Genomic DNA, 24,645 nt, shown 5'->3' on the forward strand with positions numbered 1-24,645 from the left:
TCCACCCCATGCACACCCGCCCAGGAGCTGCCGTGAACGTTTCCACCTCCACCCTGTCCCTGACCGTCGCCGACGTCGACGCCTCACGGGACTTCCTCTGCACCCACCTCGGCTACGAAGTTGCCATGGCCGACGACGGTTTCGCCTCCCTGACCCGCAAGGACGCCGCCGTCGACATCGTCCTGCTCCGCAAGGGCACCGAGGTCCTGCCCGCCGAGCAGCGGGACCGGGAGGCGGGCGGCCTGATCCTCGCGCTCACGGTCACCGGCCTCGACGCCGAGGAGACGCGGCTGCGTGCGGCCGGCGCCCCCATCACCATGCCGCTGCGCGAAGAGCCGTGGGGCGAGCGCCTGTTCCAGATGACCGACCCCAACGGAGTCGTCGTCCAACTCGTCGAGTGGGCCGCCCCCGACCACCGTGAGGACCGGGACCAGGAGCCCGCCGCGCACGTGGTCACTCCCTCGTCCGAGGACGTCACCGTCTCCCCGAATGCCACCATGACCGGCCTGGCGTCCCCCGGCCGCGGCAGCGCGGAACTCAGCACCTGGACGGTCAGGATGGAGGCCGGTGCGACCGGCCCCGAGCACTCCATCAGCCGCGAACAGGTCTGGACGGTCACCGCGGGCGTCCTGGAGGTGACGTGCGACGGTCGCACCCAGGAGGTCTCGGCCGGCCAGACCCTGATCCTGCCGGCGGACCGGACCCGCCGGATCCACGCGCACGAGCAGGCCGAGGCCCACGTCTCGATGCGCTCCGACGGAGTCGCCTCCGTACCCGGCACCGAGGGCAGCCGTGAACTGCCCTGGGCCCGGTAGCCGCCGCAGCTCCGGCATGGGGTGGTCCCGGGGACCTTCGGCAGGGCTCCGGTCCTGCCCCGCAATCACCGGCCTCGGCCGGCATTCATGGAAATGAGAGTTCGCTCAATGCGTGTGTTGTTGATGGCGTACGGGTCGCGTGGAGACGTCGAGCCGATGGTGGGACTCGCGGTGGGTCTGCAAGCGCTCGGCGCGGAGGTGCGCGTGTGCGCGCCGCCGGACTTCGCGGAGCTGCTGGAGACCGTGGGCCTCCCGCTGGCGCCGATCGGCCTGCCCTTGCGGCCGGTCGTCAAGGCGGTGGTGACCGGAACGGCGCCGACAGCGGCGGAGGGCCTGGCCCAGCGCACGGCCGCATTGCTCGCCGCCACGTACGAGGCGGTCGCCGCGGCCGCCGAGGGCTGCGACGCCGTAGTGGCGACGGGCCTGATCCCGGCCATGGCAGCTGCACGGTCGGTGGCCGAGCAGCTTGCCATCCCCTTTACGTCCGTGGCCTATTACCCGTCCTTCCTGCCTTCACCGCACCACCCGCCGCTCGCGTGGCCGGGCCGGCCGGTCCCGGCCGAACTCACCGACAACCGGGTGTTGTGGGAGCTGAACAGGGAGAACCTGAATGTGTTGTTCGGCGAGGCGATCAACACGCACCGTGCATCGATCGGCCTGCCTCCCGTGGACGACGTCCGCGACCACATCCTCACCGACCGGCCCCTCCTGGCAGCCGATCCGGTCCTGAGTCCGTGGCTGGAGCCGGCCGACCTCGAGGTGGTGCAGACCGGCGCGTGGATCCGGCCGGACGAACGCCCGCTCCCGGCCGACCTGGAGCGTTTCCTGGACCCGGGACACCGCCGGTGTTCGTGGGCTTCGGCAGCATTCCCGTGCGGGACGCGCAGACCGTCACCCGGGCGGCCATCCACGCCGTCCGCGCCCAGGGCCGCCGGGTACTCCTTTCCCGCGGCTGGGCCGACCTGGAACCGGTCGATGACGAGGACGACTGCTTCGCCGTCGGCGAGGTCAACCAGCAGGAGCTCTTCCGCCGGGTGGCCGCCGTCGTGCACCACGGCGGCGCGGGCACCACCACGACGGCAGCTCGGGCGGGCGTACCCCAGGTCGTCATACCCCAGATGGCGGACCAGCCCTATTGGGCCGACAGGGTGGCCGAGCTGGGCATCGGCGTGGCACACGACGGTCCGTCGCCGACCGCCGAGTCGCTGTCGACCGCCCTCAAGACGGCCCTGGCCCCCGAGACCCGCGCACGAGCAGCCACCGTGGCGTCCAGCATCCGCACCGACGGGGCGTCGGTGGTGGCGAAGCTGCTCCTCGATGCAGCGAACGCGGCGCCACTGAGCCGTGAAGAGGTCTCCGGCATCGCGCACGCCGATCACGCGATCAAGGCTCCTCTGGACGACGCGTCGGTCGGCCGGCTGCTCGGACACGCTCTTCCGCGGGGCGACGAGCGGGTCCTCGACCTCGGATGCGGTACGGCGGAATGGCTCGTGCGGGCTCTGGCGACGCGCCCGTACGTGCAGGCCGAGGGCGTCGACGTCTCCGAGGTCGCCCTGCGGCAGGCCGGCCGGGCGGCGAGCGCACTCGGGGTGGAGGAGCGTCTGGTCCTGCACCGGCGGGAGGCGGCGGACTTCGTCTCTCCACAGCCGTTCGACCTGGTGATCAGCGTCGGCGCGACACATGCCTTCGGCGGTCTGCTCCCCACTCTTGCCGCGGCCCGCAAGCACCTGGCTCCCGGAGGCCGGGTCCTGATCGGTGAGTCTTTCTGGGACCGCGACCCGTCACCCGCGGCCATCGAGGCGTTCGGCGAACTCGCCGACCTGGCGACCACGGTGGACCTCGTCGTCGCCGACGGATGGACCCCCGTCCACGGCCATGTCAGCACCCGCGCTGAGCTGGACGCCTACGAGTGGGCCTGCTGGGGCTCACTCGCCGCGTGGGCACTCGACCACCCGGACGATCCGGCCGGCGTCCAGGCACTGGAAACGGCCACGGCCGCACGTTCGCAGTGGCTGCACGGATACCGGGACAGCTTCGGATTCGTCTGCCTGGTCCTGCGCCTGACACCCGACACCACCGGAAAGTGAGCACACAGATGCAACCGACGTTCGTACTGGTACACGGAGCCTTCGCGAATTCCTTCTCCTTCGCCCCGCTCCAGGCCGAACTCGGCCTCCTCGGGCACCGTTCGGTCGCTGTCGACCTGCCCGGCCATGGATTCCAGGCGACCTACACGCGCGCCTACCAGACGCCCCAGGACCCCGGAGGCCTTGCCACGGCGCCGGGCTCGCTCAAGGGCGTCACCCTCGCCGACAACGCCGCGCACCTGATCGGAATCCTGGAACGGGCCAAGCAGAACGGCCCGGTGATCCTCGTCGCCCACAGCCGCGGTGGCGTCACGGCCACCGCAGCCGCCAACGCCCGCCCGGACCTCATCGACCGCATCGTCTACGTCGCGGCCTGGTGCCCGGTCCACCTCGACGTGGGCGACTACTACGCCGAGCCGGAGATGGCCGCGGTCGATCCCGCCGCCTTCGCTTCGGCGCTGGCGGGGAGCCCCGCGGAACTCGGCCTGCTGCGCGTCAACTTCCGTACGGCGAACCCGGACGCCCTCGCCTCGTTCAAGGCGGCCTTCCTCGCCGACGGCACCGACGAGGAGTTCCTGACCTTCCTGAACACCTTCCAGCCCGACGAGAACCTGGACGTCGGCACCTCGGCCGACCGGGCGCAGGCCGACACCTGGGGCCGCATCCCGAAGACGTACATCCGTCTGGCCGACGATGCGAGCCTCCCGCTCGCCCTGCAGGACCGGTTGATCAGGGAGGGCGATGCGCTGACCCCGGACAACCCGTACGACGTCCGCACACTTGAGGGCAGCCACCTGAAGTGGCTGCTCGCACCGGCGCCTGCGGCCCGCGTCCTGGGCGAGCTCACCACGCTGCCGACACCGGTCGGCCGGGGGTGAGCCGACCGGGCCGACTCACGCCGCAACAGCGCGAGTCGGCCCGGCGCCGGCGCAGTGGAAGGCGGTGGAGCGGGCGTGGCGGATCCTGCACGGGCTGCGCGGATCCTCCGTGGCGCTGAGTCCGGCGCAGTCGTCCAATTGGGCCCGGCTGTCGAAGGGGGTGGGGGCGACTTCCGGTTCGCCGGGCACGCCGGCACGGTCGGCAAGAGCCTGTTGCAGCAGGCGACGACGACACGACGCGGGTGCCGCCAGGTGTGCTGGTCGAGCAGCACGGGCGTGGCCGCCGGAGAGGCGTACCAGGCATGCCGGCTAGCCGCTCCCACCCCCGCCTCCGCCTCCGCCGCAGCTGTAGCCCCCGGCGCCACTGATGCCCATGCCGGAGGGCCCGCCCCAGCCGCGGTTCCCTGGGCCCGGGCGGCGCCGGGGTGCGGGGCGGGTGGTGCGCCTGACGTGGAGTTCGAGCAGGACGGCCGGTCCCAGGGCCTGCTCCAAAGCCGCGAGGAGCTGTCGGGCGTCGGTGCCCGGCAGGAGGACGGCCCGGCAGACGTCGGAGTCGTCCCGGATCAGGCGCAGCGTGAGGACGCGGGTTGCGGGGAGGGGGTCCCCGGCGTACGGCTCCTCGATCTCCTGCTCCAGGCGCAGGCGGTCCGGCTCCTCCATCGGCCGCCACGGACCGATCCCCAGGCCGCGCACCAGGCGCACCCCGGGGGGATCACCGGCGGCGGAGAACCTGATCCGGTACACCCGGAAGCAGGCCACGGCCAGTGCGCCCGCGAAGCCCGCCGCGACGGCTGCGGACACCATCCAGAGGGCCACCACCCCCACCGCGGCCCAGCCGGCGCCGGAGAAGAGGACGATCACCGCCACCGGCAGGACGAGGGCGAGCCCGACAAGGCCCGTACCGAGCGCGGTCAGCGCGGCGCTCCCCAGCGAGCGCGGCACGGTGAGCCAGGAGCCACCGCCCGCCCGCAGCACCACGTCCGTCGTCCCCGACTCGCCCCGCTCCACGCCGCCGGGCACCCCCGGACTGTGTCCCGTCATGGCCCCACGGTAGATCTGGCGCCGGGTGACCGGCCAGATGTCGCACGTGAGACAGCGCGGGCGGCGGTGCGATGCGACAGTCTGCCGCGGCAGCCGATTGCGGCCGACGGCCCCGGGTGCAGGGGGACTTCACGCAGTGGCGGCTCGCGGCCCGGTCAGCGTCGTCGAGTCCCGGCCCGCCGGGTGCCCCCCTTCGCCCCTTCGGGCGGGCGCGGCAGGGGGCTACTTGGACTCGACTCGTCCTGCCGGGTCGGGTCCGGTCGTCAGTGCCTCGCAGGTCGCCTGCCAGGCGTTGTCGCCGGGGTGGAGCCGGGTGCGGAGGTAGGCCGCGGTGAGCCGGGCGAGGGCGGCGACTCGCTCGGGGTTTTCGTCGGTGGTCTCGGCGGCGTCGTATCCGGCGATCCCGCCCAGTCCGTGTTCCGCGTCGAACAGGGTGAGCAGGGTCTTGGGGCCGGGGGCGAGGGTGTAGGGGTCGGCGTGCCAGTCCGGGCCCATGTCCGTGAAGTGCCGGGGGTCGTCCTTGTCACCGGTGACGACCAGCGCGGGTGCGGTCATGGTGGAGAAGTCGACGGCCCCGATGACCGGCCACTGCTCGGCCATGGGCCCGTTGAAGACATCGCCGCCCCTGCCGGGCGGGGCGAGCAGTACGCCCGCCTTGATCCGGGACTCGACGAGGTGCACCACGTGCCCGGTGTCGGGGTCGGTGAGTCCGGCGCCCAGCAGGAGGGCTGCGGTGAAGCCGCCGAGCGAGTGTCCGGCGAGGGCGACCTTGGTGGGGTCGATCCGCCCGGCGAGCTGCGGCACGGCGTTCGCGATGACGTCGAGCCGGTCGAGGACGTGGGTCATGTCCTCGGCGCGGGAGCGCCAGAAGTCGGGTGCGCCGGGGGCGTCGGCGACCAGGGCGGTCAGGGTCCTGGAGGTGAGGTGGGTGGGCTGGACGACGACGAATCCATGTGCCGCCCAGAAGTCGGCGAGCGGCGCGTAGCCGTTGAGCGACGAGAGGTTGTTCGACGGGCCGTGGCCGTGGGAGAGGAGGATGACGGGCAGGCCGGTGCCGGTCACGGGTGCGGATATGCGTACCTGGAGATCCACGGGACGTCCCGGCACGGACAGGACTACGGGGCTGAGGGACAGGACCGGGACGGCCGTGCCCAAGGCGTCGGCGGTGATGGCTGTGCTCATGGTGGGTTCCCTTTCGGTGGCACCTGTCGCCCGCCGGACTCTCGCAGCCGGCGGGCGGACAAAGCGGTCAGGGGCGTCCCATCTCGGCTAAGCTGAAACGGAACGTCGCTCCATTTACTATCCGGAGCGTCGCTCCGTTTTGTCAACCGGTGTCGAAGGAGAACGTGATGGCCGCCGAGGGCCCTTCAGCAGATTCGCCGTCCCGCAGCAAGCGGGCCGACGCCCAGCGCAATCGGGAGACCGTGCTCGCTGCCGCAGCCGAGGTGTTCGTCACCTCCGGCGTCGACGCGCCGATCCGTCGGATCGCGGCCGAGGCGGGCGTCGGGATGGCCACGATCTACCGCCACTTCCCGACCCGGGCGGACCTCGTCACCGCCGTGTACCAGCACCAGATCGAGGCATGCGCCGAAGCCGGCCCGAACCTGCTGGCCGGCGCCGGTTCCCCGCTCGACGCACTGCGCCAGTGGATCGACCTCTTCGTCGACTTCCTCGTCACGAAACACGGCCTCGCCGACGCCCTGCAGTCGGACAGCGACCGCTTCGCCGCGCTGCACGCCTACTTCCTCGACCGTCTGCTTCCCGTCTGCGCCCAGCTGCTCGACGCCGCGGTCGAGGCCGGCGACATCAGGCCCGGCACGCAGCCGTACGAGCTGATGCGCGGCATCGGCAACCTCTGCATCGGACGCGACGACGACCCCCGCTACGACCCCCGACGCCTGATCGCCCTCCTCCTCCAGGGACTCCAGCGACCCCAGGCTTCCTGATGCCGACGGGCGACATCACGCCCTGGACACGGCCGCGCGATCTCTCCAGGAAGCTGGTGCCTTCGGACACCTGGGCCCAGCGCCGTCTCGGCGAGGGCACGCCGGGAGACGGGCAGGACGGCGGCGGACGGCCGGTCAGTCCTGGACCGGCTGGGGCGGGGGCGGCTGCGGCGTGAGCCGCTTGAGGCCCTTGCGGTCGTAGTACGTGGTCATCGCAAAGCCGAAGAGGAGTGCCAGCACCGTACCGAGCGCGATCATGATCCAGGAGCGGGTGAGGCCGGCGTCGCCGCGCGCGTCGAAGTAGAGGATCGCCCGTACGCCGTCGCTGAGCTGGCGCATCGGTTCGAAGTGCGAGAGGAACCGGTAGAAGTCGGGGACGGCCTGCAGCGGGACCGTCGCACCCGACGAGGGCAGTCCCAGCACGATGAACACGAACATCGACACGAGCTGCCCGATGCCGCCGAACGCGGCGTTGATGGCCTGCACGCCCAGACCCACGGCGAGCGCCGCGCAGTACGAGTACACCCACAGCAGCGGCAGGTGGGAGGCGTCCATCCCCAGGATGCCGACGCACGCCACCATCACCAGCGTGGTGCTGACGAGCGTGATGCCGGCCGTCATCAGCATCTTCAGGAGCAGCGTCTGCGTCCGGTCGATCGGCACCGTCGGGCGGCGCGTGTGCCAGGGGCCGATCTCGTTGTCGGCGTAGCCGAGGGCGGTGTCCACTCCGTTGCTGATGACGTTGCCGCCCATGAATCCGGCCAGCACGAGCAGCAGGGTGTAGTAGAAGGCCGTCAGGCCCAGCCCGCTGCGGGTACCGATCGGGTGCCCGACCTGCGTGACCACGTCCACCGGATCCGCGAGCAGCAACCTCGTGGCGGGAGCGGCGGACGCGCCGGCGGCAGCCGTGAGCTGCTCGCCGACCGCACGGGACGCGCGGTGGGCGGCCTGCGTCGTGATCTGGCCGGCCAGCGAGGATCCGAGGCTGCCCTTGCCGGGGTTGGTGAGCACGGTCAGCGTCGGCAGGCGGGTGGCCGCGGCCGTGGGCAGCGCCGTGACGGCCTCGGTGAATCCGGCCGGTACCACCAACGCGCCGTAGACCTTGCCGGAGTCCAGCTGGTCCCGCGCCTGCGCGAGACTCAGCTCGCGCCACTGCGCCTTGCCGCCCGCCGGGTCGGCGGCAATGGAGGCGGTGATCTGCGCGCCCAGGTTCTGCCGCTGCCCCGGCGGCGGCTTGGCCGTGTCCTCGTTGACCAGGGCGATGGGGAGGTTCCGCAACTGCGCGTCGGGATTGACGATGCCGCCCATGTAGAGGAGGGACAGCAGCAGGGCCAGCACACCCGTGAGGATCGTGGGCACCAGCCACAGCTGCGGGCGGCGCACGAGGGCCGCGGCGGTGGCTTCAGGGGCGACGGTCGGGGACATCGGGCTCCGTAGCTTCCCGGCGGGCCGGGCTCGAACGACAGTGGAGGCGGCCGCGCCGCACGGGGCCCCAGGATCTCCCTGTGCCGGTGAAGGTGGCCGCGCACCTCGCGCAGCACCCCCGAACCCGCCCCACGGACCACCGGAACAGCCCACCCCACATCCCGCGGTGCCCGACGCGGGGTGCTACCAGGTTCAGCGGAAGCCCGCCGCCGCATGTTCCAGTGCCGGGAGGCAGCGGTGGACAGAGCCGTCCGGAGACGGGACGACCGGCGTCTCCCCGAGAACCGTGCCGTCCGGGGGTGGTCCCGGACGTGCGCGGCCCTGCGGTACTCGGTCACCGGCTCGCGGCGCGGGGGGAGGCCAGTGCCACGACCGGCGTGCTCACCGGGAAATCGGGGCGGTCACCGACGTGGGCCCCGCGCAGCACGGTCACGTCGACGGCGTCGGGTGGCAGCCGGCAGGGGATCAATCAGACCCCGACCTCGCAGGCGCCGTGACGGCCGCCGCAGTGCCGCTCGAACACCGACAACCGTACGGCCCACCCGTACGGCGGCCGCCGGAACACGGCACACCCGATGGCGCGCCAGGGACTGCGGCACAACTCGGGCTTTGCATAACGTACTTCGCGCAACCCGCCGGGCGCGGCCGCGGCGCGATCAGCGTCAACCGGGGCATACCGCCCGGGCAGTAGGGCAGGGGTTGGCGCTGCCGGCCCGGCTCGTAGGATGAGCCCTCGAACATTGCAATCGCAGATTCTTACGGGGGCTCGGGTGAGCAGCACGTCCTTCGACGCGGAGTGGGCCGGACTCAAGGAAGGGACAGCCGCCGCAACGCAGATGCGGCTCGCAAGCGCCGCACCCGACGGCGGCGGGGGCGGCGGGGGCGAAGACCTCAAGTCCGACCAGGCAGTGTGGAACAAGGCGAGCAACGACGTCGGGCAACTGGTATCAGGGATCAAGAAGGCCCAGACCGAATTCGAGGCCGGCCAAAAGGGCGCGGCCGTCTCCGGCGTGGAGAGCGCTGCCGCACAGAGCGAGCTCTACCAGTCCTGGAAGACATACCTGGACGGCCTGTCGGGCAAGTGCAAAGCACTGCAAGGCCCGATGGTCCAAGCCGGCAAGGGCCAGGTCGCCAACGACGACGCACTGCGCGCCGACTTCACCCGAATGAACGACCAGTACAAGGACACGCCCGCCACCGGGGGCAGGTGAACACCGGAACGCCCGAGACCGCCGGAAGTTCGAAGACCGCTCCGGTAGGCCGCCGACGGTAGTGCCGGAGCCGCGAACACGGCCGGGCGGGCGCGGGCGCTTCAGGCACACGCGCTCACGCAGGAAGCAAGCACAGCAACCGGACGGGGTGCGCGCAGGACAGGACCGCGTACGGGGCGACAACGCCCCGCCCCAGCCCGGCGACCGTACGAGTGTCCGGGGGCCGGGCCAGGGTTACGGGCGCAGGCTGCGGGAGCGATCCGGGGTCCGCAGCGCCTCCAGCCGCAGCTCGGCCAGCCGCAGGTGATCGGGATCCATCAGCGGCAGCGCCCTCAGCAGGCCCACCAGCTCCGGCCCTACCTCCAGCGCCTCGGCCCGGTCCCTGACCTGCGTCCAGCAGTACAGCGCCCCAGCGGCGGCGTCACGGACCTCGGCCGCATCCACCCCCTGCCACTCCAGTCGCGCCCACCCCGCACCCGTCCACAACCGCGCCGCGGACACGAAATCACCCGCCATCCGCGCAAGATCCGCGCGGATCTCCACGCATTGCACCGCCTCCGCCGAGACCCGCCCCCACCGCTCCACCACCCCCTGCTCCCATACCCTCGCCAGCACATCCGCCTCCCCATGGCGGCCACCTACCGCCAACGCATGAAGACGCGCCCGCGGATCCCCCACCACCACAGACCCGGGTCCACGTTGCGCTCCGAGGCCGGGCACGGATCCGGGTACTGAGCAGGGGGCGGGGCCGGGGTCGGATACAGCGCTGGGTACGGGAACGGGTCCGGACCCGTAAACAGACACGGGCACAGGAGCAGGCGGGGGCCCGAACGCAGGAACAGGCATGGGTTCGGCGTTGGCCACGGACACGGGTGCGGGGTCGTGGTGGGGGTGTCCGGGTGCCGCCGCCGCACGCATCTCGAGCTCCCGCGCGGACGGCACCACCAACGTGCCCGGAGCCAGCCCCGCCGACCCCGCCGCCAGTACATGCAGCTCCACATTGGACGGCCGCACCGGAGCACGCCCGAGCTGGTCGATCCACTGCCGCGTGTATCCGCTGACACCGCCGGCAGCGCCGTCTCCGGCCGGCGTCCCCGGCCCGCGCACCACCCCGAACGCCTCCACACCCGCAAGCCCGGCCAGCCCCGGCAGCGTCCCCCACTCCCCCACCAGCGGCCACGCCGCCCTGTCGGCCACCAGATCGACCACCACCGTAGCCGCACCCGTCGAACGCGAACGCAACTCCCCCACCAGCCACTCCCACGGCAACGACGTGTACCGCACACTGCCCGCCGTCGTCCCCGCCAACGCCACATACAACCGCCGGCCCCGACGATCCGCTGTCAGCCGCCCCGACACATAAACGAACAAGGGACCCGCCGCCCCCACGGCGACCCGCAACCGCGTCAGCACCGTGTTCGGATCACGCACCCCCTCCAAACACACCATGTCCGCCGGCACCCCGCACCCCAGCAACACACCCGCCGGCACCATCGCCAATGCAGCCACGTTCACACCCGGAGCCACCAACACCCCACCACGGCGCACCGCGGCATCCCCCGCCAACAGCAGCACGTGCCCCCGCCGCTCAACGCCATCACCAACGCCAACACCACCGAAAGCCATGGCCCGACGTTACCCACCCCACAACCCCCACCGCACGCACCCCAACACCCCGACCGATCCACACCACTCCGGCCCAGCAGGCCACTCGGGCCCCCGCCCGGATCAGCCAACTCGCACAAGTCTTCCCGATCGTTGCAGGCCAGGGAGCCTCACAGCGGGACGCAGCCGGCCCGGGAACAGCGGAGCGGAGCTCCTTGCACCGGAACAGGAGACGGGCGCCCAACGGACGGCCTCAGGACCCCAGCGCTCTCAATCGCTCTCAATGGGCGCCGACAGTGCACGGGCGTGTGCGGCCGCCAGCGCGATGTCCACGGCCCGGTCGGCGGTGGTCCCATCGACCGGTTCGCCCGTGAACACGAGGCGGAAGTAGACCGGCGCGACCATGGCTTTCAGGAGTTCGCCGGGATCGGTCCCCGCGGGCAGTTCACCACGTTCGACGGCCCGGGTGACCACGGGCTCCGCACGCCGGAAGCGGTCCTCGAACAGCGCGGCCGCACCCACGCAGCCCTCATGCGCCTGCTCCTGCGCAGCGCCTTCCGCCCCACACCGGAGGGCGCCAAGACCTCCCTGTACGCAGCGACCGTTCCCGACCTGCCCGGAGGCAGCTACGTCGTCCCCGACGGCCCGCTCCAGCTCCGCGGCGAACCCGTCCTCCGCAGCAGCGAACACGCCCTCCAGGACGCCACCACCGCCCACCGCCTGTGGACCCTCTCCGAACGCCTCACCGGTGTGCACTACCCCGTCCCCGCCCACACACCACCCCGGAGCTGAACAGCAACCCCGCCCGGACCGGCCGGGACAATCCGGCCCGGGCCGGGCCGGACTCACCCCTGGCCTCGACGGTGGTGATCACCCGCAACGGAACGAAGAGCCCTCAGGACTCACCGTCGATGCCCGTGACCGCACAAGGCCCCAAAGGCGCATCCTTCTCCGGGAACCCCAACGACTCCAGGGCCGCGACCAAGAGACGGACAGCGGCGTCCTCGGCCGCCACCCGGTCCGCGGCATCGACTTCGAGCCGGACGGAGAAAGTACCGCCCTCGTGGACCGTGAGCAGTTCCACGTCCTCCGTCTCGCTCAGGCCGGTGTGGTGCGACGCCAGCCTTTTCGTCAGCTCGGAGCACGTCTCATCGTCGATGTCCTTCAGGAACGTGCCGGGCACGGTGATGACATAGGTGGTCACTACTGCCTCCTGTCGTTCGGCTGGGCCAAACCGTACGGATGCCCCGGTACCGGGCCTCGAATCCCTCGCGGCCAGCCGGACCAGCCCGCCGTGCACAACGCCTGAAGGCCCTGAACGACACCCGCACCACGGAACTGAGCCACCAGCCCCGGCCAGACGCGCGCCACCGGGGCGCTGCCGCGGGCGGCTTCGCCCGCTGCCGACCGTCCCGGCCACCAACCCGTCGAACACCGCCGCCCGGCGGTCAGCGCAGTCCGCCGTAGGCGGCCATGACGATCTCCATGCCGCGGTTGTCCTCTTGCCGGTCCCGGTCGATCATCTGATTCATGACGTAGGCGACCGTCATACGCGCAGCGGGGTCGCTCACCACCAGCGAACCGCCCCACCCGCCCCACCCGAAGGTGCCGCCGAACCCACCGAACCCCATCGTCCACGACGCAGGCGTCCGCAACACACGGTCATCGCCCCGGAACACCTCCTGCCACGCAGGCTCACAGCCCAGGGAAGACAGCAGCCGCACGCCCCCGGCCGACCCGTGGTTCGCCAGGACCGACTGGACGAGAGCGACCGACCGGGCATTGCCGAAACCGTTCACCGCCGGAATCTGCGCCCGCCGCCAGGCCACCGAATTGACGTCCCTGACCCGGACCGCCGCACCCTCATACTCCCGGCGGACGCCGTCCGGCCCCAGCGGGGCGCCGGCAGCGAACTCGTCGGTCAGCGACACCGGCGCAATGAGCGGCGCGACACGGCAGTCGTGCTCGGCAGCCAACCCGAAATGGAAGTCCGCGCCCAGCGGCCCGGCCACCTCCTCCGCGAAGAACTCACCCAAACTGCGGCCGGTGACCCGCCGCACGATTTCACCGACCAGGAATCCGAAGGTGAGCGCGTGATAGCCGGCCTCCGTCCCCGGCTCCCACTCCGGTGCCTGCGCGGCCAGTCCCGCCGTCACCCTCTCCCAGTCGTAGAGTTCCTCGACCGCCACAAGCCCGGACGGCTCCGGCAGTCCCGCAGTGTGCGACAGCACATGGCGCACCAGCACGTTCTCCTTGCCGGCCGCCGCGAACTCGGGCCAATACACGGCAACCGGGGCGGACAGGTCGAGCTCGCCCCGGTCGGCCAGGACCAGCGCACACAGAGCGGTCATGTTCTTGCTGGTCGAGTTCACACCGGTCAGCGTGTCGCGCCCCCACCCGGCCGAACGGTCCACGTCGGCGTACCCGCCCCAGAGGTCGACCACCGGCTCACCGTCCAGGAAGACAGCCGCCGAGGCACCCACGTCACACGTGCCCAGCAAACCCGCAAGCACCTCACGAACCGCGGCGAACCGCGGCTCGCACCATCCCTCGATTTCAGTCATGAACACAAACCTCGTGCAATACCCCTGGCTCCCACCCGACCATTCCCGCACCACCTTTGTCGGGCCGTGCACGACCAGAGCCGACGACCACCCCGGACCCGGACCGCACGCAGTGAACGACACGGGACCGGAACCCGGCCGCCCGCCACCCGCGCACCCTGCGCCCGATGGCAGGCTGGGCGATCCCCACGGTGCAGACCCAAGACGATGGAGACACAGGCGTGCTGGAACGGCTCAACCAGGCACTCGACCACCTGGAAACCCGCCTCGACCAGGACATCGACATGACCGAGGTGGCCCGGATCGCCGCCGTGTCCGAGTACCACTTCCGGCGGCTGTTCTCCGCCCTTGCCGGAATGCCACTCCCCCTCTACATCCGGCGCCGGCGCATGACACTCGCCGGAGCCGAGGTACTGGCCGGAAAGCTGACGCTCCTCGACATCGCGGTCCGCTACGGATACAGCTCGGGCGAAGCGTTCGCCCGAGCGTTCCGGTCCGTACACGGCATCGGACCCGGTGAGGCCCGCCGCACGGGTGCGGTACTCACCGCACAGCCGCGCATGTCCTTCCGCGTCATCGTCGAGGGGAGCACGAGCATGCGCTACCGGATCGTGGAGAAAGAACCGTTCCGGATCATCGGCAGGAAGGCCACCGTCCCGCTCGTGCACGACGGAATCAACGCAGCCGCCACAGCACACATCGAAGGCCTCACCGAGCAGAGCATCACGCGGATGAAGAAGCTCGCCGGCCTGGAGCCGGAAGGAATCCTCTCCGCCGCGGTACACCTCACCGACAGCCGCGAAGAAGGCGCCGAAGTGGACTACTGGGTCGGTGTCGCCGCCCACCCCGAAACGAACGCCGAAGGACTCGACATCCTCGACGTCCCAGCCGGCACCTGGGCCGTGTTCGACAACCACGGCCCCTTCCCGAGTGCCCTCCAGGAACTCTGGCGCGACGTGTTCACACAGTGGTTTCCCTCGAACCCCTACACCAGTCGGCCGGGCCCCGAACTCCTGCTCACCCAGCCCGTGGAGACCGGCACGACAACCGGCTCCCACCTGTGGATCCCCATCGAACGCGGCACCGGCAGCACCGGAACCTGAACACCGGCACCCACACCGGCACCCCGACCCGCCCACTGCATCACACGACCGCAGCCGGCATCCCAACCGCCTCGATTACCCTCAAACGCGTGATCGAGCACATCAACCAACTCGGTGCCAACCCACCCGTCCCCGGACCCGCACCCACCCCCACCACACCCGTCGTCTGGGCCCTCAACACCACCATCCACACCGTCGGCGGCCACCACGTCACCGACGCCCACACCATCCTCGACGCAAACGAAAACGAACGCGCCACCCGCTTCCACACCCCCGGCCTCACCCACCGCTACACCACCTCCCACCTCGCCCTCCGCACCATCCTCGCCCTCTACCTCAACCAACCCGCCCACACCATCCAACTCACCCGCGAAGACTGCCCCTGCTGCGGACAACCCCACGGCCGACCCAACCTCCCCGGAAACCCACTCCACTTCTCCCTCTCCCACAGCGGCGACCACGCCTACATCGCCCTCGCCACCACCCCCGTCGGCATCGACATCGAAGAACACCCCACCCCCCAAACCATCAACGACGTCCTCCACCTCCTCCACCCCACCGAAACCCAAGAACTCACCACCCTCCCCACCCACGAACGAACCACCGCACTCGCCCGCTGCTGGGCCCGCAAAGAAGCCTGCCTCAAAGCCACCGGCACCGGACTCGCCAACGGCCTCACCCACCCCTACGTCAGCACCCACCCCACCCCACCCACCATCCCCGGCTACCACCTCACCGACCTCCCCACCCCACCCCACCACCAAGCCGCCCTCGCCACCCTCACCCACACCACCCGCACCGACAACACCTGAACGCCTCACGACGACCTCGGCGATGTCCAGCCCGGATCCCGCCCCGAGAGCCCCACTGCCTGCTCCAACAGCGGCGCATCGTCCGGAACCGGCACCACGGGGCCGAAGATGTCCCCCTCACCGCGCTCCTCCTGAGCGGCCGCGAGGAGGAACGCGTGTGCAGCGCGCAGCGCAGCCCCGTCCGGCACGTACTCCTGGCCTGTCGCCCGGGCCAGGTCCCAGCCGTGGATCAGCAGCTCGTCCACGGCCACCGCACCGGCGATCTCGCCGGGCAGGTCCACGCCGCCCGCCCGGGTCATGCCGGTCCAGGCCGACGGGTCCTTCCAGGCTTCGCCCAGTTCGCCGAGGAGGCGGGGCAGTTCTTCGCGCCAGGCCGCGGGCAGGGACAGGCCGGCCGGAACCGGTGCCGTGTCGGTCGTGGGGCCCAGGTCCTTGCGGGCAGCGTCGCGGAAGGCGATGGCGAGGCCCTTGATGTGGTCCAGCAGGTCCGCCACCGCGTACTCGGGACAGGGCGTCGGCCCGGCCAGGCCCGAATCCGGCACACCCGCCACGAGACGGGACACAACCTGGGCCTGCGCCTCCAGATCGACCAGCGACATAACGGCCATCTCCTACTCCTCCGGGCAGTGGGCCTGCAGGGTAGACCGGGAGCGCGGCCCGCACTCATCGCCACACGGAGCGGGGCACGGCAAGAAGCGCAGAGCCTCGGATTCCGGACTGTGCGCTGGGCCTGCTCGGTGGTCAGGGAGGCGACGGTCGCTCGCATGATGACCCGCCCGGGGCGCCCCCGGCCGGTCCGTACGAGCTCGCCCGCGCCGCGAGCGGTGGCTGAGCCTCCGAGCCCGGGGAAGGGGGTACCCGGGCTCGGAGGGTGGGACCTGCCGGTGTCCGCCTACTTGAAGGTGACGTCCGAGCAGGAGTAGAAGGCTTCCTCGCTCTGGAAGGAGCCGTCGGGCCGCTTCAGACCGTGCCAGATCGTGTAGATCAGGTGCTTGCCCTTCTTTTCGGGGAGCACCGCCTTGAACGTGAACGCCTTCGCGCCCAGGAAGCCCGCGGGTGCCGCCGTGGCCGCGGTGTTGTCGGCGCTGAGGAAGGGGGTGTCCTCCAGGTCGGACCACTTCAGCGGCTTCTTCGGGTCGTAGCCGTCCTTGGTGACGTACATCTCCATGCGGTACGGGTTGTGCAGCGCGCTGATGTCGTAGCGGAGGTCGTACTCGGCGCCGCCGGGCAGTGTCGTCGAGGGGAAGTCGTCCCGCGCCAGGTCCAGGCCGGAGAACTGTGCGTTGCCGGCGCTGCACAGCTTGCCGTCGGGTATGCGGGCGCGGTGCTGCGGGGAGCTGGTCGGGGTGCTGTGATCGATGGCGCGGCCCTGGACGATCGACTTCCAGTCGCCGGGGATGCCGGGGCTCTGGGCGAGGGCCAGCCGGCAGGCTTCGCTCGCCTTCGGGTTCTTGGTGCAGGCCACGCTGCGGCTCACCGGGTCGGCGGTGGAGCCGTGTGCGGAGGCGGGTGCGGAGCCGAGGGTGCTCACGGCGAGGGGGAGGGCCACGAGCGCGGTGAGGCGCAGGAGGGCGGTGCGGCGGGCCGGGGGCCGTGCCGGGTCGGGGGACGTCGTCGTGGCGGCGGGGCGGGTCGTACTCATGAGGGGATGCTCCTGGTCATGGGGTCGGTCGTGCGCGTGGGCGACAGACGGGCTGGTCAGCCGCCGGTCTTCACGGTCAGCTCGCGGGAGAACGCGCCCCACGTGCCGTCGCCGAGCCGCGCCCGGATCTTCACGGTGTACGTCGTGCCGGGGTGGGAGCCGACGAGCACCTCGCGCGAACCCTTCGTCGTCGGGACCGGCAGCACCGGGTCGCCGGTGCCCCACATGAAGGTCTGTGCGGGCTTGCCGTTCAGGTAGACCTGGTAGGCGGTGATCTGGCCGACGCCCTGTGGGACGGACCAGGTGAGGTTCAGGTAGTGCTGGGTGACACCGCCGTCCTGCTTCGTGGCGGTGGTGGCGGCGAAGTCGCCGGGGGTGGCTTTGCCTCCGTTGCCGTCGGGGGCCGCGGTGGTCGTCACCTGTGCTTCGCGGGTCGGGTCGGACTCCTTGCCGGAGGCGTCGACAGCGGTGACCTTGAAGCGGTGGGCGGTGCTCGCGGTCAGGCCGGAGACGGTGGCCGAGGTGGCCTTGGCGTCCGCCTCCTGGACCTTCGCGCCGTTGCGGTAGATGCGGTAGCCGGTGACGGCGACGTCGTCGGTCGCCGCGCGCCAGCGCAGGGAGGCCTGGTACGGCCCGGAGGCCGCCGCCTCCAGGTCCGCGGGGATGACCGGTTTCGCCTTGTCCTGGCCGGGCGCGGCGAGGGTGGTGAGCACGATGTCCTTGCTGAAGCCGGTGGTGCGGCCGTCGGCCCGGACGGCGCGGACCTTGAACGCGTAGCGGGTGGCGGGGGCCAGCCGCTCGATGTCCGTCATCGTGTCCTCGACGGTCTTGACCTGCTTGCCGTCCTGGAAGACCTCGTAGCGCACGACCTCGGCGCCGCCGGTGGGCGGCTTCCACATCAGGTGGACGGCCGTGTCGTCCTTGACGAAGGAGCCGCTGTCGGCGGGGACGGCCGTGTTCGTGCCGGTGTCGCCTCCATTGCCCGCCGGGCCGTTCACGCGGCATCCGCTGATCTTGGGTATGCCCTTGCCGGCGGGGTTGATCCCGACCTTGACGGCCCGGTTGCCCTGGGCGGCCACGTCGGCGCGGTCGGCGATCGGCTTGATGGTGACGCGCTTGCCGGTCTGGCGGAGTTCGTACGCCCAGGGGTTGTCGAGGGTGACTTGCCCCTGCGACACGTCGAACTCGGCGGTCCAGTCCCGTACGGGCCGGTCCCCCTTGTTGGCCAGGACGACCTCGCCGGACGCCCACCACACGGTGGCCTGGTCCGCGACGCGGCAGGCGGCGGTGAAGCCGCTCTTTTCCTCTCCGGCATTGGCGGCCACGGGGATGACGACGGAGCCGACCCCGACGACAACGGCCGCGCAGGCCAGGGCAATTCGCTTTCGGGACATCACAAACCTCTTGCTAAAGCCGATCCGCCGGTGCAGCGGCAGCATCGAAAGTGCCTCGGTCAACACCCGTGACACTAAGCGCGGTTTGCGGCCCGAACGGGCCTCTGAGGGGCTGCGAGCCCGCTGTTATCCGTCCCTTAAGGTCCGGATAGGGCGCCCTTGATCCCCTGCCCGCGCCCTTCGACGCTGCGGACACTGAAGATCACGCTCCGTTCCCGCCCCGGGTGCTGCGTGTGTGACGGACGAGCTCGACGGGTGGGCTCCGAGGCGAGGGGCGAACCACGAACGCGGCCGCGGCAGGCGTTTGACAGCGGCCGAGTTGCACCAGCAATAGCGTCTGGGGGCACACCCGGCCGGGTGTGCCCCCAGAGCAGAACAGGAACCTGTAAGGCGCCTGGGAACGGGCACCTACCGCCGTGGACGACGTTGACCGCGGCGCCGTGGCGGCTTCGACCCCGCAGGGACCGACGCCCATGTCGGGGTGGTCAGTGCACCCCCGGCAAGGTCGCCGTCTGTTGCCACCGATTCTCCGGGTCAGGCCGCCAAGGGCTGTCCCGTAGCTGCGGGAGCGCAATGACCTGCCCCGGTTTCGCCGGCATCAGAGAAAGAGAAGTTCGACGTCCTTCGCGACGCAGAGCCGGAGAACGACCGTCAGCTGTTGGGCCGCATCGATGTGTGTCCGAGGGACGCCGGCCCCATTCCGCCATTGGTCGACGATCGCCTCGAGCCGGGGCAGGAGCGCGGCGCATTCGGCGGGCGAGAGCTCGCCTCCACCGTCATCGGGGCGATCGAGGAGTGGTTCGAGCGAGGTGGAGACATCGCTCCAGGCTCGCTCCCCGCCGAAGCCCCGCATCGCGTCGAGATCGAAGCCCTCGGCTCGCGCCAGCTGCCGCCGGAACGCGGCGAAGCCGCTGTAGGACCAGCCGACGTCCGGACTGCGGGTATCTCCGTCTGCCGGGAACAGCGTCAGCCCCACGTCGTTCTCCATCGGATCGTCGAATACGCAAAGGATCAGTCGGAACCAGCAACGTCTGCAACTGAGATGATCCAGCGGTGGCTGGTGTGATCACGGCATCGGAACCGTCCTGGACAGCCCCGTTCGCCGGGCTGAGCCCGCGCCAGTTTGGCAAGCTGGCGGCCGTTCGGCGGTGTGGGGGTGCGGATGGAGTCCGCCAGGGCCGGCCGTGGGGCCTTCCGCTGGAGGCCCCGGCACTGCTCGTGGCGGCTTCCTGGCGCGCAAGCGGTTCGCCAAGGACACCGTGCTCATGGTGGACGGCACGACTCCCGCGGTTGGGTGGAATCCGGCGCCAAGGCCGCCGTCGGCAAGACGGTCACGATCGCCGACGGCGGATGTCCGGGCACCGGCCTGGTGATCCCGCACCGCCGCGAGCCCGGCCAGGCCAGGCCAGCCTCCCGGACTGGAAATGAGCACACCAACCGGGCCCGCAAGCAGGTCCGCGCCCACATCAAGCACGTTTTCGCCCGCATGAAGACTTGGAAGATCCTCCGCGACTGCCGCCTCAAAGGCGACGGGGCCGCCACGCCATGCCGGGCATCGCACGGATGCACAACCTCGCCCTAGGGGCAGAGGCGAGCGGCCCCCGCGCGGCGGCTGACCCTGCCCGAAACGACTCGGAGATCATTTACGGGACAGCCCTCAGTAGGGGAGGTAGTAGCTCAGTACGTCGGCGGTGAGTGGCGGGAAGAGCGCCTGGAACAGCTCCTCGTCCGCAGCGTAGACGTCGGGGCGGAACCGGGTCAGCCCCTCCATTCCGTGCGGGCCGAACAGCAGGGCGGCCAGATGGTCGGGCGCCACCCCTGCACCACCGACAGATCCCGGCGACTGGCTGGCGCCGCCGGTGACGACCTCGCCGAGCCCATGGGCGAGAACCGGAATCCGGTGGTGGGCGCCGAAGGTCGAGATGACGATGTCTCGGCCGGTGCGGTCGATCCCGGCCCCGGTGAGGCGCTGCCAGAACAGCGGACGCAGCCTGTCGAGCAGCGCTGCGACATCCGGGATGCGGATGTAGTACTGCTCCGCACTCCGGCGCGGCTCGTGGTCGATGAGATCCTGCCACGCGTTGCCTGTCACGGTGCCGACCCGATGGACGACCTGTATCCGGTCCCCGGGTGCCAGGGCGGCCACGCCCCTCAGGAGGTCCCGTGCCGCCGCCTCGTCGCGTGCCGCCGCCTCGGCCAGGAGTACCTCCTCGCCGGGAGGGGTGGTACGCGCGGTGGCGATGACCGTGCCGGCCTGCTCGAGAACCAGGAGGTTGCTCGACTCGTGCTCCAGGAGCCATCGCCAGCACGCCGCCGAGTGCGGCATGGTCACGTCGAACCCGGTCTGGGCCGAGTCTTGCAGGGCCGCCATGGAGGGGATGTCTGAGGGCCGGGCGGCACGGAGCGTGGCCGTTCCCTCACCAAGCGGCAAGGAGTTCACGTTCAGCGCCTGCGGGATGTCGATGGCGTACTCGTAGCCGAACAGCCGGTAGAAGTAGGGGATTCCGATCATCGCCTGGACGAGGTGGCCGCGGGCGGCGGAACGCTCGTGAGCCCAGTGCATGAGCGCCCTCACGAGCCCGCGCCCCTCGTATTCGCTGTCGGTGGCGACCAGTTCCACCTGGCCGGCGGGCAGGCGTACTCCTCCGATGCACACCTCCTCGTCCAGGAGCGTCGCGGTGGACACGACCCGGTCGCCGTCGACAACCACGGCACAGGCGGACAAGCCGGCGTCGGGGTCGGTGACAACCAGCCGGTGGTCGATGGCGTCGTCCGACTCGCCGCGTTCGGACAGGAGCGCGCCGATCTGGTCAAGGTCTGCGGGCCCCGCCTGTCGCAGGGCGAGGCCGTCGGCCAACGGAACAGCGGCGGAATAGGTTTTGATCATGGTCACAGCCAGACAGTGGCACCGCCCCTCCAGCCCGTCCAACAGGTTTTTCGCGGCTCGTCGCCAGCGCCGATGGGCAAGGAGCCGATCGGCTCCCACCAGACCGTTCACATCACCGACACCGGACCCGTGGTCCACTGACCCGACCCGGCCGGATCCGCCGGGTTCAGGGGACGAGGCCGTGCTCCCCGCCCCAAGCCGCGATCTCTCCGGGGAGACCGACCAGACGAAGACCACGAGCGAGTCGTGGCCGTGGACGGTCACCCAGAACGTCGGCTTCGGCTTCAACGGCGTGTCGCCGTCCCCCACGCGCCGCCCGGCACCGCCTGCCGCGTCTACGTCGACGGCAAGCTCCGGGAGAGTCAGGACAAGCCTGACTCCCAGGGCACCATTTCCTGCTCCGTCAACCTGCAGGATGAGTGACCCGTAGCGGCGACGCCGGTGGCTAGGTGGCGGGGAGGAGGTCGGCGACGAGGACGGCGAATTCCTCGGGGTCGAGGATGCGGATGCCCAGTTCTTCGGCCTTGGTGCGCTTCGAGCCGGCCTTCTCGCCCGCCACCAGGAGGGTGGTGCGCTTGGACACCGACGACGATGCCTTTCCGCCGGCCCGCTCGATCAGCTCGTTCATCTCGTTCCGGGACAGCACGGCAAGGGGGCCGGTCATGGAGCCGGTGACCACAACGGCCTCGCCGGCCAGCGGGCCGTCCGCCGGGGCTTCGCCTTCGTTCGCGTCGGTCGCGGGCTTCTGCGGCTCGGTGACCTGCGTGCCGACCTGCTGGGCCTGGAGCTTGTCGAGGAGCGGGGCGAGTTCGACGAGTTCGGCCGCGATGACGCGGGCCTTCTCGGTGCCGATGCCGTCGACCCCGGCCAGCGTGTCGGCGTCGGCGGCCCGGATCGCGGCCATCGAGCCGAAGTGCGCGGCGATCCGGCGGGACATCGTGCGCCCGGTGCCGCGGACACCGAGGGCGCAGAACACGCGGTTCAATGCGGCCCCGCGGGCGGTCTCGATCGCGGCCAGGAGGTTGGCGGCGCTGGTCTCCCCCATCCGCTCCAGACCGAGGAGCTGCTCGCGGGTCAGTGTGAACAGGTCGGCGACGTCCTTGACCAGCCCGGCCTCCACCAGCTGGATCGCGCGCGTGCCGCCGAGACCTTCGATGTCGAGCTGGTCCCGGCCGGCGGCGTAGATCACCGAGGCCACGGCCTGGCAGCTGCGGCCGCGCACGCACCGCCACCGCTGCTCGGAGGCGTCGATCGCGTCGCCGCAGCGGGGGCAGGCCTCGGGGAAGACGATCGGGCTCTCGGCGCCGGTGCGCTGGTCGACCAGCGGTGCCTCGACCCGGGGGATCACGTCGCCGGCCCGGTACACGAACACCTGGTCGCCGATCATGAGCCCGCGACGGGTGATGTCGGACGGATTGTGAAGCGTGGCGTAGGTGACCGTCACCCCGTCGATGACCACGGGCTCCAGGACGGCGCGCGGGGCGATGATCCCGGTCCGTCCGACGTTCCACTCGACCGCCAGCAGGCGCGTCACCTTGTGTTCGGCCGCCAGTTTCCGGGCCACCGCCCATCTCGGGGCGCGCGAGCCGTTGCCGGCCTGCCGCTGGTCCTCGGCCGTGTCGGCCTTGACGACGACGCCGTCGATCCCGAACGGCAGGTCTGCGCGCAGGCCGGCGATCACGTCGATGCGTTCCTGTACCTGCTCCACGGTCTCGCATCGCATCGGGGCGGCGGCCGTGCTGGCGGCCGTGTTCGCGCCGAGCGCGGCCAGGTTCTCCAGCAGAGCGACGTGGCCGAGGTCGTCCAGGCCGATCGCGCTGTAGGCGAAGAAGGTCAACTCGATCCGGTAGGGGCGGTCCTTGGCCCGGAGCGTGCCGGCGGCTCCGCTGCGCGGGTGCGCGAAGGGCGTGGCCTCGTGGGTGAGCCGGATCCGGTTGGCCTCCTCGAACTGCGCGGTCGTCAGCAGCACCTCGCCGCGCAGCTCGACGTCGATCGGCTCGGTGAGAACGGGCGGCAGTCCGAGGACGGCGTCGGCCGCGTGGGTGATGTCCTCGCCGGCCAAGCCGTCGCCGCGGGTGAGGACCTGGACGAGCCGACCACCCCGGTACCGGGCGGCCACCGCGAGGCCGTCGAGCTTCGGCTCCACACACCAGGCGGCCACGGGGTGTCCGAGGCGCCGTTCCAGCCCCGCGGCCCACTCGGCGAGCTCGTCGGCGTCGAAGACGTTGTCGAGGGAGAGCATCGGCACCGAGTGCGGCACGTCACCCTGCACGGCCCCGCCCGCCACCTTCCCGGTCGGCGACTCGGCAAGCGCCTCGTCCGGGTGGGCTTCCTCGTAGGCCGCGATGGCGCGCAGCAGCCCGTCGTACTCGTCGTCGCCGAGCGGGGTGGTCCCGTCGCCGTAGTACGCGGCCGACGCCGCCACGGCGGTGGTCACGGCCTCGACGTAGGCGGCGGGAGAGAGCAGGGCACTGTTTTCGGTCATGAAGGTCATCATCGTGCCCGGCACTGACAACGGCACGGCCCGACCCTCGGCGCACATCGTGACCTGCGCAGATGTGGCTCGTTCCGGCATGTGGCCCGATTCCTGCCGGCCGGCCTGGAGGGGGTATCGTCCCCCGGTCACGGACGGCAATCGGATCGTCTGTCCAACCCAGGGGAACCACCATGACCGATCTGAACTCGCTGCGCGCAAGCCTTGCGTCAGGTGAGCACGAGTTCGCCGACACCCTGGCCTTCGTCGCCGCGCATTACGCGTACCGGCCGCAGGCGTTCCGCAACGGAGCGCTGGAGAACGCCGCAGGTGAGAACGAGGGCTCCTGCAAGACGCTGGGACTGGCCCTGCTGGAAGGGCTGAGCGACCAGGAGGCCCTGCAGGCATTCGGTGAGCACTACCGCAGCGTGCTGGCAACGCCGAACGACGCTGATCACAGCAACATCCGCAACCTCATGGCCCACGGCCTGGCAGGGGTGCGCTTCGCCGGACAACCGCTGACCCGCAAGGGCTGACCCGGACCGTGCCCGGTCACGACGACGAGTGGGTCCGGCCGGCCGGTGCGTTCTCCGCGCCGCGCGGCGTTCCGACGGTCGCGTGAACCACGGCACAAACGGCGCAGCGGTGAGACAAACGGTCGTCAACACGGTCGCGCCGCCCCAAAATCCCCTCATGGCGGGGCGGCGCGGCTCTGTAATGTGATCACACCTTCGAGATCAACTCGAACGTTCGACCACACCA

Annotated in this window: 22 protein-coding genes and 2 pseudogenes; 11 read left to right on the top strand and 13 right to left on the bottom strand. The window is 71.1% G+C overall.

The genetic code is table 11. From position 1 onward, the window contains the following. Window positions 1-32: 32 nt before the first annotated feature. From OHA91_RS01225 to OHA91_RS01240, 4 genes and pseudogenes are all read left to right on the top strand, one after another. Entirely contained in the window at window positions 33-815 is a 783-nt protein-coding gene (locus OHA91_RS01225) for a VOC family protein (protein WP_328738334.1), read from the top strand. Between the two features lie 108 nt (window positions 816-923). Next, window positions 924-2,137 (top strand): annotated as a pseudogene (locus OHA91_RS01230) (glycosyltransferase); the annotation flags it as partial. Window positions 2,138-2,152: 15 nt separating this feature from the next. After that, entirely contained in the window at window positions 2,153-2,902 is a 750-nt protein-coding gene (locus tag OHA91_RS01235) for an SAM-dependent methyltransferase (RefSeq protein WP_328741041.1), read from the top strand. A gap of 8 nt (window positions 2,903-2,910) precedes the next feature. Continuing rightward, a complete protein-coding gene (locus OHA91_RS01240; RefSeq protein WP_328741042.1) occupies window positions 2,911-3,780 on the top strand; it encodes an alpha/beta fold hydrolase in 870 nt (289 codons plus the stop codon). Window positions 3,781-4,089: 309 nt separating this feature from the next. Here the strand turns inward: OHA91_RS01240 and OHA91_RS01245 are convergent, their stop codons facing one another. Both OHA91_RS01245 and OHA91_RS01250 read right to left on the bottom strand, forming a co-directional pair. Continuing rightward, a complete protein-coding gene (locus OHA91_RS01245) occupies window positions 4,090-4,821 on the bottom strand; it encodes a hypothetical protein (protein ID WP_328738335.1) in 732 nt (243 codons plus the stop codon). A 222-nt stretch (window positions 4,822-5,043) separates the two neighbouring features. Then, on the bottom strand, window positions 5,044-6,003 hold the full coding sequence (locus tag OHA91_RS01250; protein WP_328738336.1) for an alpha/beta hydrolase family protein: 960 nt from the start codon (window positions 6,001-6,003) through the stop codon (window positions 5,044-5,046). A gap of 167 nt (window positions 6,004-6,170) precedes the next feature. Between OHA91_RS01250 and OHA91_RS01255 the strand changes: the two genes are divergently transcribed. Then, window positions 6,171-6,767: a TetR/AcrR family transcriptional regulator gene (locus tag OHA91_RS01255; RefSeq protein ID WP_328741043.1), complete on the top strand. Its 597-nt coding sequence runs from the start codon at window positions 6,171-6,173 to the stop codon at window positions 6,765-6,767. Between the two features lie 135 nt (window positions 6,768-6,902). On the opposite strand, the gene OHA91_RS01260 is transcribed toward OHA91_RS01255, so the two are convergent. After that, window positions 6,903-8,192 carry a YhgE/Pip domain-containing protein gene (locus OHA91_RS01260; RefSeq protein WP_266496537.1) on the bottom strand — a complete coding sequence of 430 codons (1,290 nt, stop codon included), beginning with the start codon at window positions 8,190-8,192 and terminating at the stop codon, window positions 6,903-6,905. Between the two features lie 770 nt (window positions 8,193-8,962). Here OHA91_RS01260 and OHA91_RS01265 point away from each other — a divergent pair. After that, window positions 8,963-9,403 carry a hypothetical protein gene (locus OHA91_RS01265; RefSeq protein ID WP_266496535.1) on the top strand — a complete coding sequence of 147 codons (441 nt, stop codon included), beginning with the start codon at window positions 8,963-8,965 and terminating at the stop codon, window positions 9,401-9,403. 234 nt (window positions 9,404-9,637) lie between these two features. Here OHA91_RS01265 and OHA91_RS01270 read toward each other — a convergent pair whose 3' ends face one another. Both OHA91_RS01270 and OHA91_RS01275 read right to left on the bottom strand, forming a co-directional pair. Next, window positions 9,638-10,018, bottom strand: a complete 381-nt coding sequence (locus OHA91_RS01270) for a hypothetical protein (protein WP_328738337.1) — start codon at window positions 10,016-10,018, stop codon at window positions 9,638-9,640. A 1,260-nt stretch (window positions 10,019-11,278) separates the two neighbouring features. Beyond that, window positions 11,279-11,530: a TetR-like C-terminal domain-containing protein gene (locus OHA91_RS01275; protein ID WP_328738338.1), complete on the bottom strand. Its 252-nt coding sequence runs from the start codon at window positions 11,528-11,530 to the stop codon at window positions 11,279-11,281. A 9-nt stretch (window positions 11,531-11,539) separates the two neighbouring features. Here OHA91_RS01275 and OHA91_RS01280 point away from each other — a divergent pair, with 9 nt between their 5' ends. Next, window positions 11,540-11,800 carry an SDR family NAD(P)-dependent oxidoreductase gene (locus tag OHA91_RS01280; RefSeq protein WP_328738339.1) on the top strand — a complete coding sequence of 87 codons (261 nt, stop codon included), beginning with the start codon at window positions 11,540-11,542 and terminating at the stop codon, window positions 11,798-11,800. A 103-nt stretch (window positions 11,801-11,903) separates the two neighbouring features. On the opposite strand, the gene OHA91_RS01285 is transcribed toward OHA91_RS01280, so the two are convergent. Beyond that, window positions 11,904-12,212 (bottom strand): hypothetical protein, encoded by a 309-nt coding sequence (locus tag OHA91_RS01285; RefSeq protein ID WP_328738340.1) that lies wholly within the window; start codon window positions 12,210-12,212, stop codon window positions 11,904-11,906. A gap of 244 nt (window positions 12,213-12,456) precedes the next feature. Beyond that, window positions 12,457-13,572 carry a serine hydrolase domain-containing protein gene (locus OHA91_RS01290; protein WP_328738341.1) on the bottom strand — a complete coding sequence of 372 codons (1,116 nt, stop codon included), beginning with the start codon at window positions 13,570-13,572 and terminating at the stop codon, window positions 12,457-12,459. 221 nt (window positions 13,573-13,793) lie between these two features. Here OHA91_RS01290 and OHA91_RS01295 point away from each other — a divergent pair, with 221 nt between their 5' ends. Then, window positions 13,794-14,675, top strand: coding sequence for an AraC family transcriptional regulator (locus OHA91_RS01295; RefSeq protein ID WP_328738342.1), 882 nt, complete (start codon window positions 13,794-13,796; stop codon window positions 14,673-14,675). An 89-nt stretch (window positions 14,676-14,764) separates the two neighbouring features. After that, window positions 14,765-15,487 (top strand): 4'-phosphopantetheinyl transferase family protein, encoded by a 723-nt coding sequence (locus OHA91_RS01300; RefSeq protein ID WP_328738343.1) that lies wholly within the window; start codon window positions 14,765-14,767, stop codon window positions 15,485-15,487. Between the two features lie 5 nt (window positions 15,488-15,492). Here OHA91_RS01300 and OHA91_RS01305 read toward each other — a convergent pair whose 3' ends face one another. From OHA91_RS01305 to OHA91_RS01320, 4 genes are all read right to left on the bottom strand, one after another. Further along, the gene (locus OHA91_RS01305) at window positions 15,493-16,095 is read right to left on the bottom strand and encodes a TIGR03086 family metal-binding protein (protein WP_266496519.1); all 603 of its coding nucleotides are present in this window, start codon (window positions 16,093-16,095) and stop codon (window positions 15,493-15,495) included. 284 nt (window positions 16,096-16,379) lie between these two features. Continuing rightward, window positions 16,380-17,129, bottom strand: coding sequence for a lytic polysaccharide monooxygenase auxiliary activity family 9 protein (locus OHA91_RS01310; RefSeq protein ID WP_328738344.1), 750 nt, complete (start codon window positions 17,127-17,129; stop codon window positions 16,380-16,382). A gap of 56 nt (window positions 17,130-17,185) precedes the next feature. After that, entirely contained in the window at window positions 17,186-18,523 is a 1,338-nt protein-coding gene (locus OHA91_RS01315; RefSeq protein WP_328738345.1) for a fibronectin type III domain-containing protein, read from the bottom strand. Window positions 18,524-19,121: 598 nt separating this feature from the next. Further along, window positions 19,122-19,511 (bottom strand): hypothetical protein, encoded by a 390-nt coding sequence (locus OHA91_RS01320; RefSeq protein ID WP_328738346.1) that lies wholly within the window; start codon window positions 19,509-19,511, stop codon window positions 19,122-19,124. A gap of 65 nt (window positions 19,512-19,576) precedes the next feature. Between OHA91_RS01320 and OHA91_RS01325 the strand changes: the two are divergent. Beyond that, window positions 19,577-20,110, top strand: a pseudogene (locus OHA91_RS01325) (transposase family protein); the annotation flags it as partial. A gap of 70 nt (window positions 20,111-20,180) precedes the next feature. Here the strand turns inward: OHA91_RS01325 and OHA91_RS01330 are convergent. Both OHA91_RS01330 and ligA read right to left on the bottom strand, forming a co-directional pair. Further along, the gene (locus OHA91_RS01330; protein WP_328738347.1) at window positions 20,181-21,521 is read right to left on the bottom strand and encodes a GNAT family N-acetyltransferase; all 1,341 of its coding nucleotides are present in this window, start codon (window positions 21,519-21,521) and stop codon (window positions 20,181-20,183) included. Between the two features lie 334 nt (window positions 21,522-21,855). Beyond that, window positions 21,856-23,895, bottom strand: a complete 2,040-nt coding sequence (gene ligA / locus OHA91_RS01335; protein ID WP_328738348.1) for an NAD-dependent DNA ligase LigA — start codon at window positions 23,893-23,895, stop codon at window positions 21,856-21,858. A gap of 182 nt (window positions 23,896-24,077) precedes the next feature. Here ligA and OHA91_RS01340 point away from each other — a divergent pair, with 182 nt between their 5' ends. Further along, window positions 24,078-24,419, top strand: coding sequence for a HopJ type III effector protein (locus OHA91_RS01340; protein ID WP_266496508.1), 342 nt, complete (start codon window positions 24,078-24,080; stop codon window positions 24,417-24,419). Window positions 24,420-24,645: the final 226 nt, after the last annotated feature.

Source organism: Streptomyces erythrochromogenes (assembly GCF_036170895.1).
GTDB lineage: Bacteria > Actinomycetota > Actinomycetes > Streptomycetales > Streptomycetaceae > Streptomyces > Streptomyces erythrochromogenes.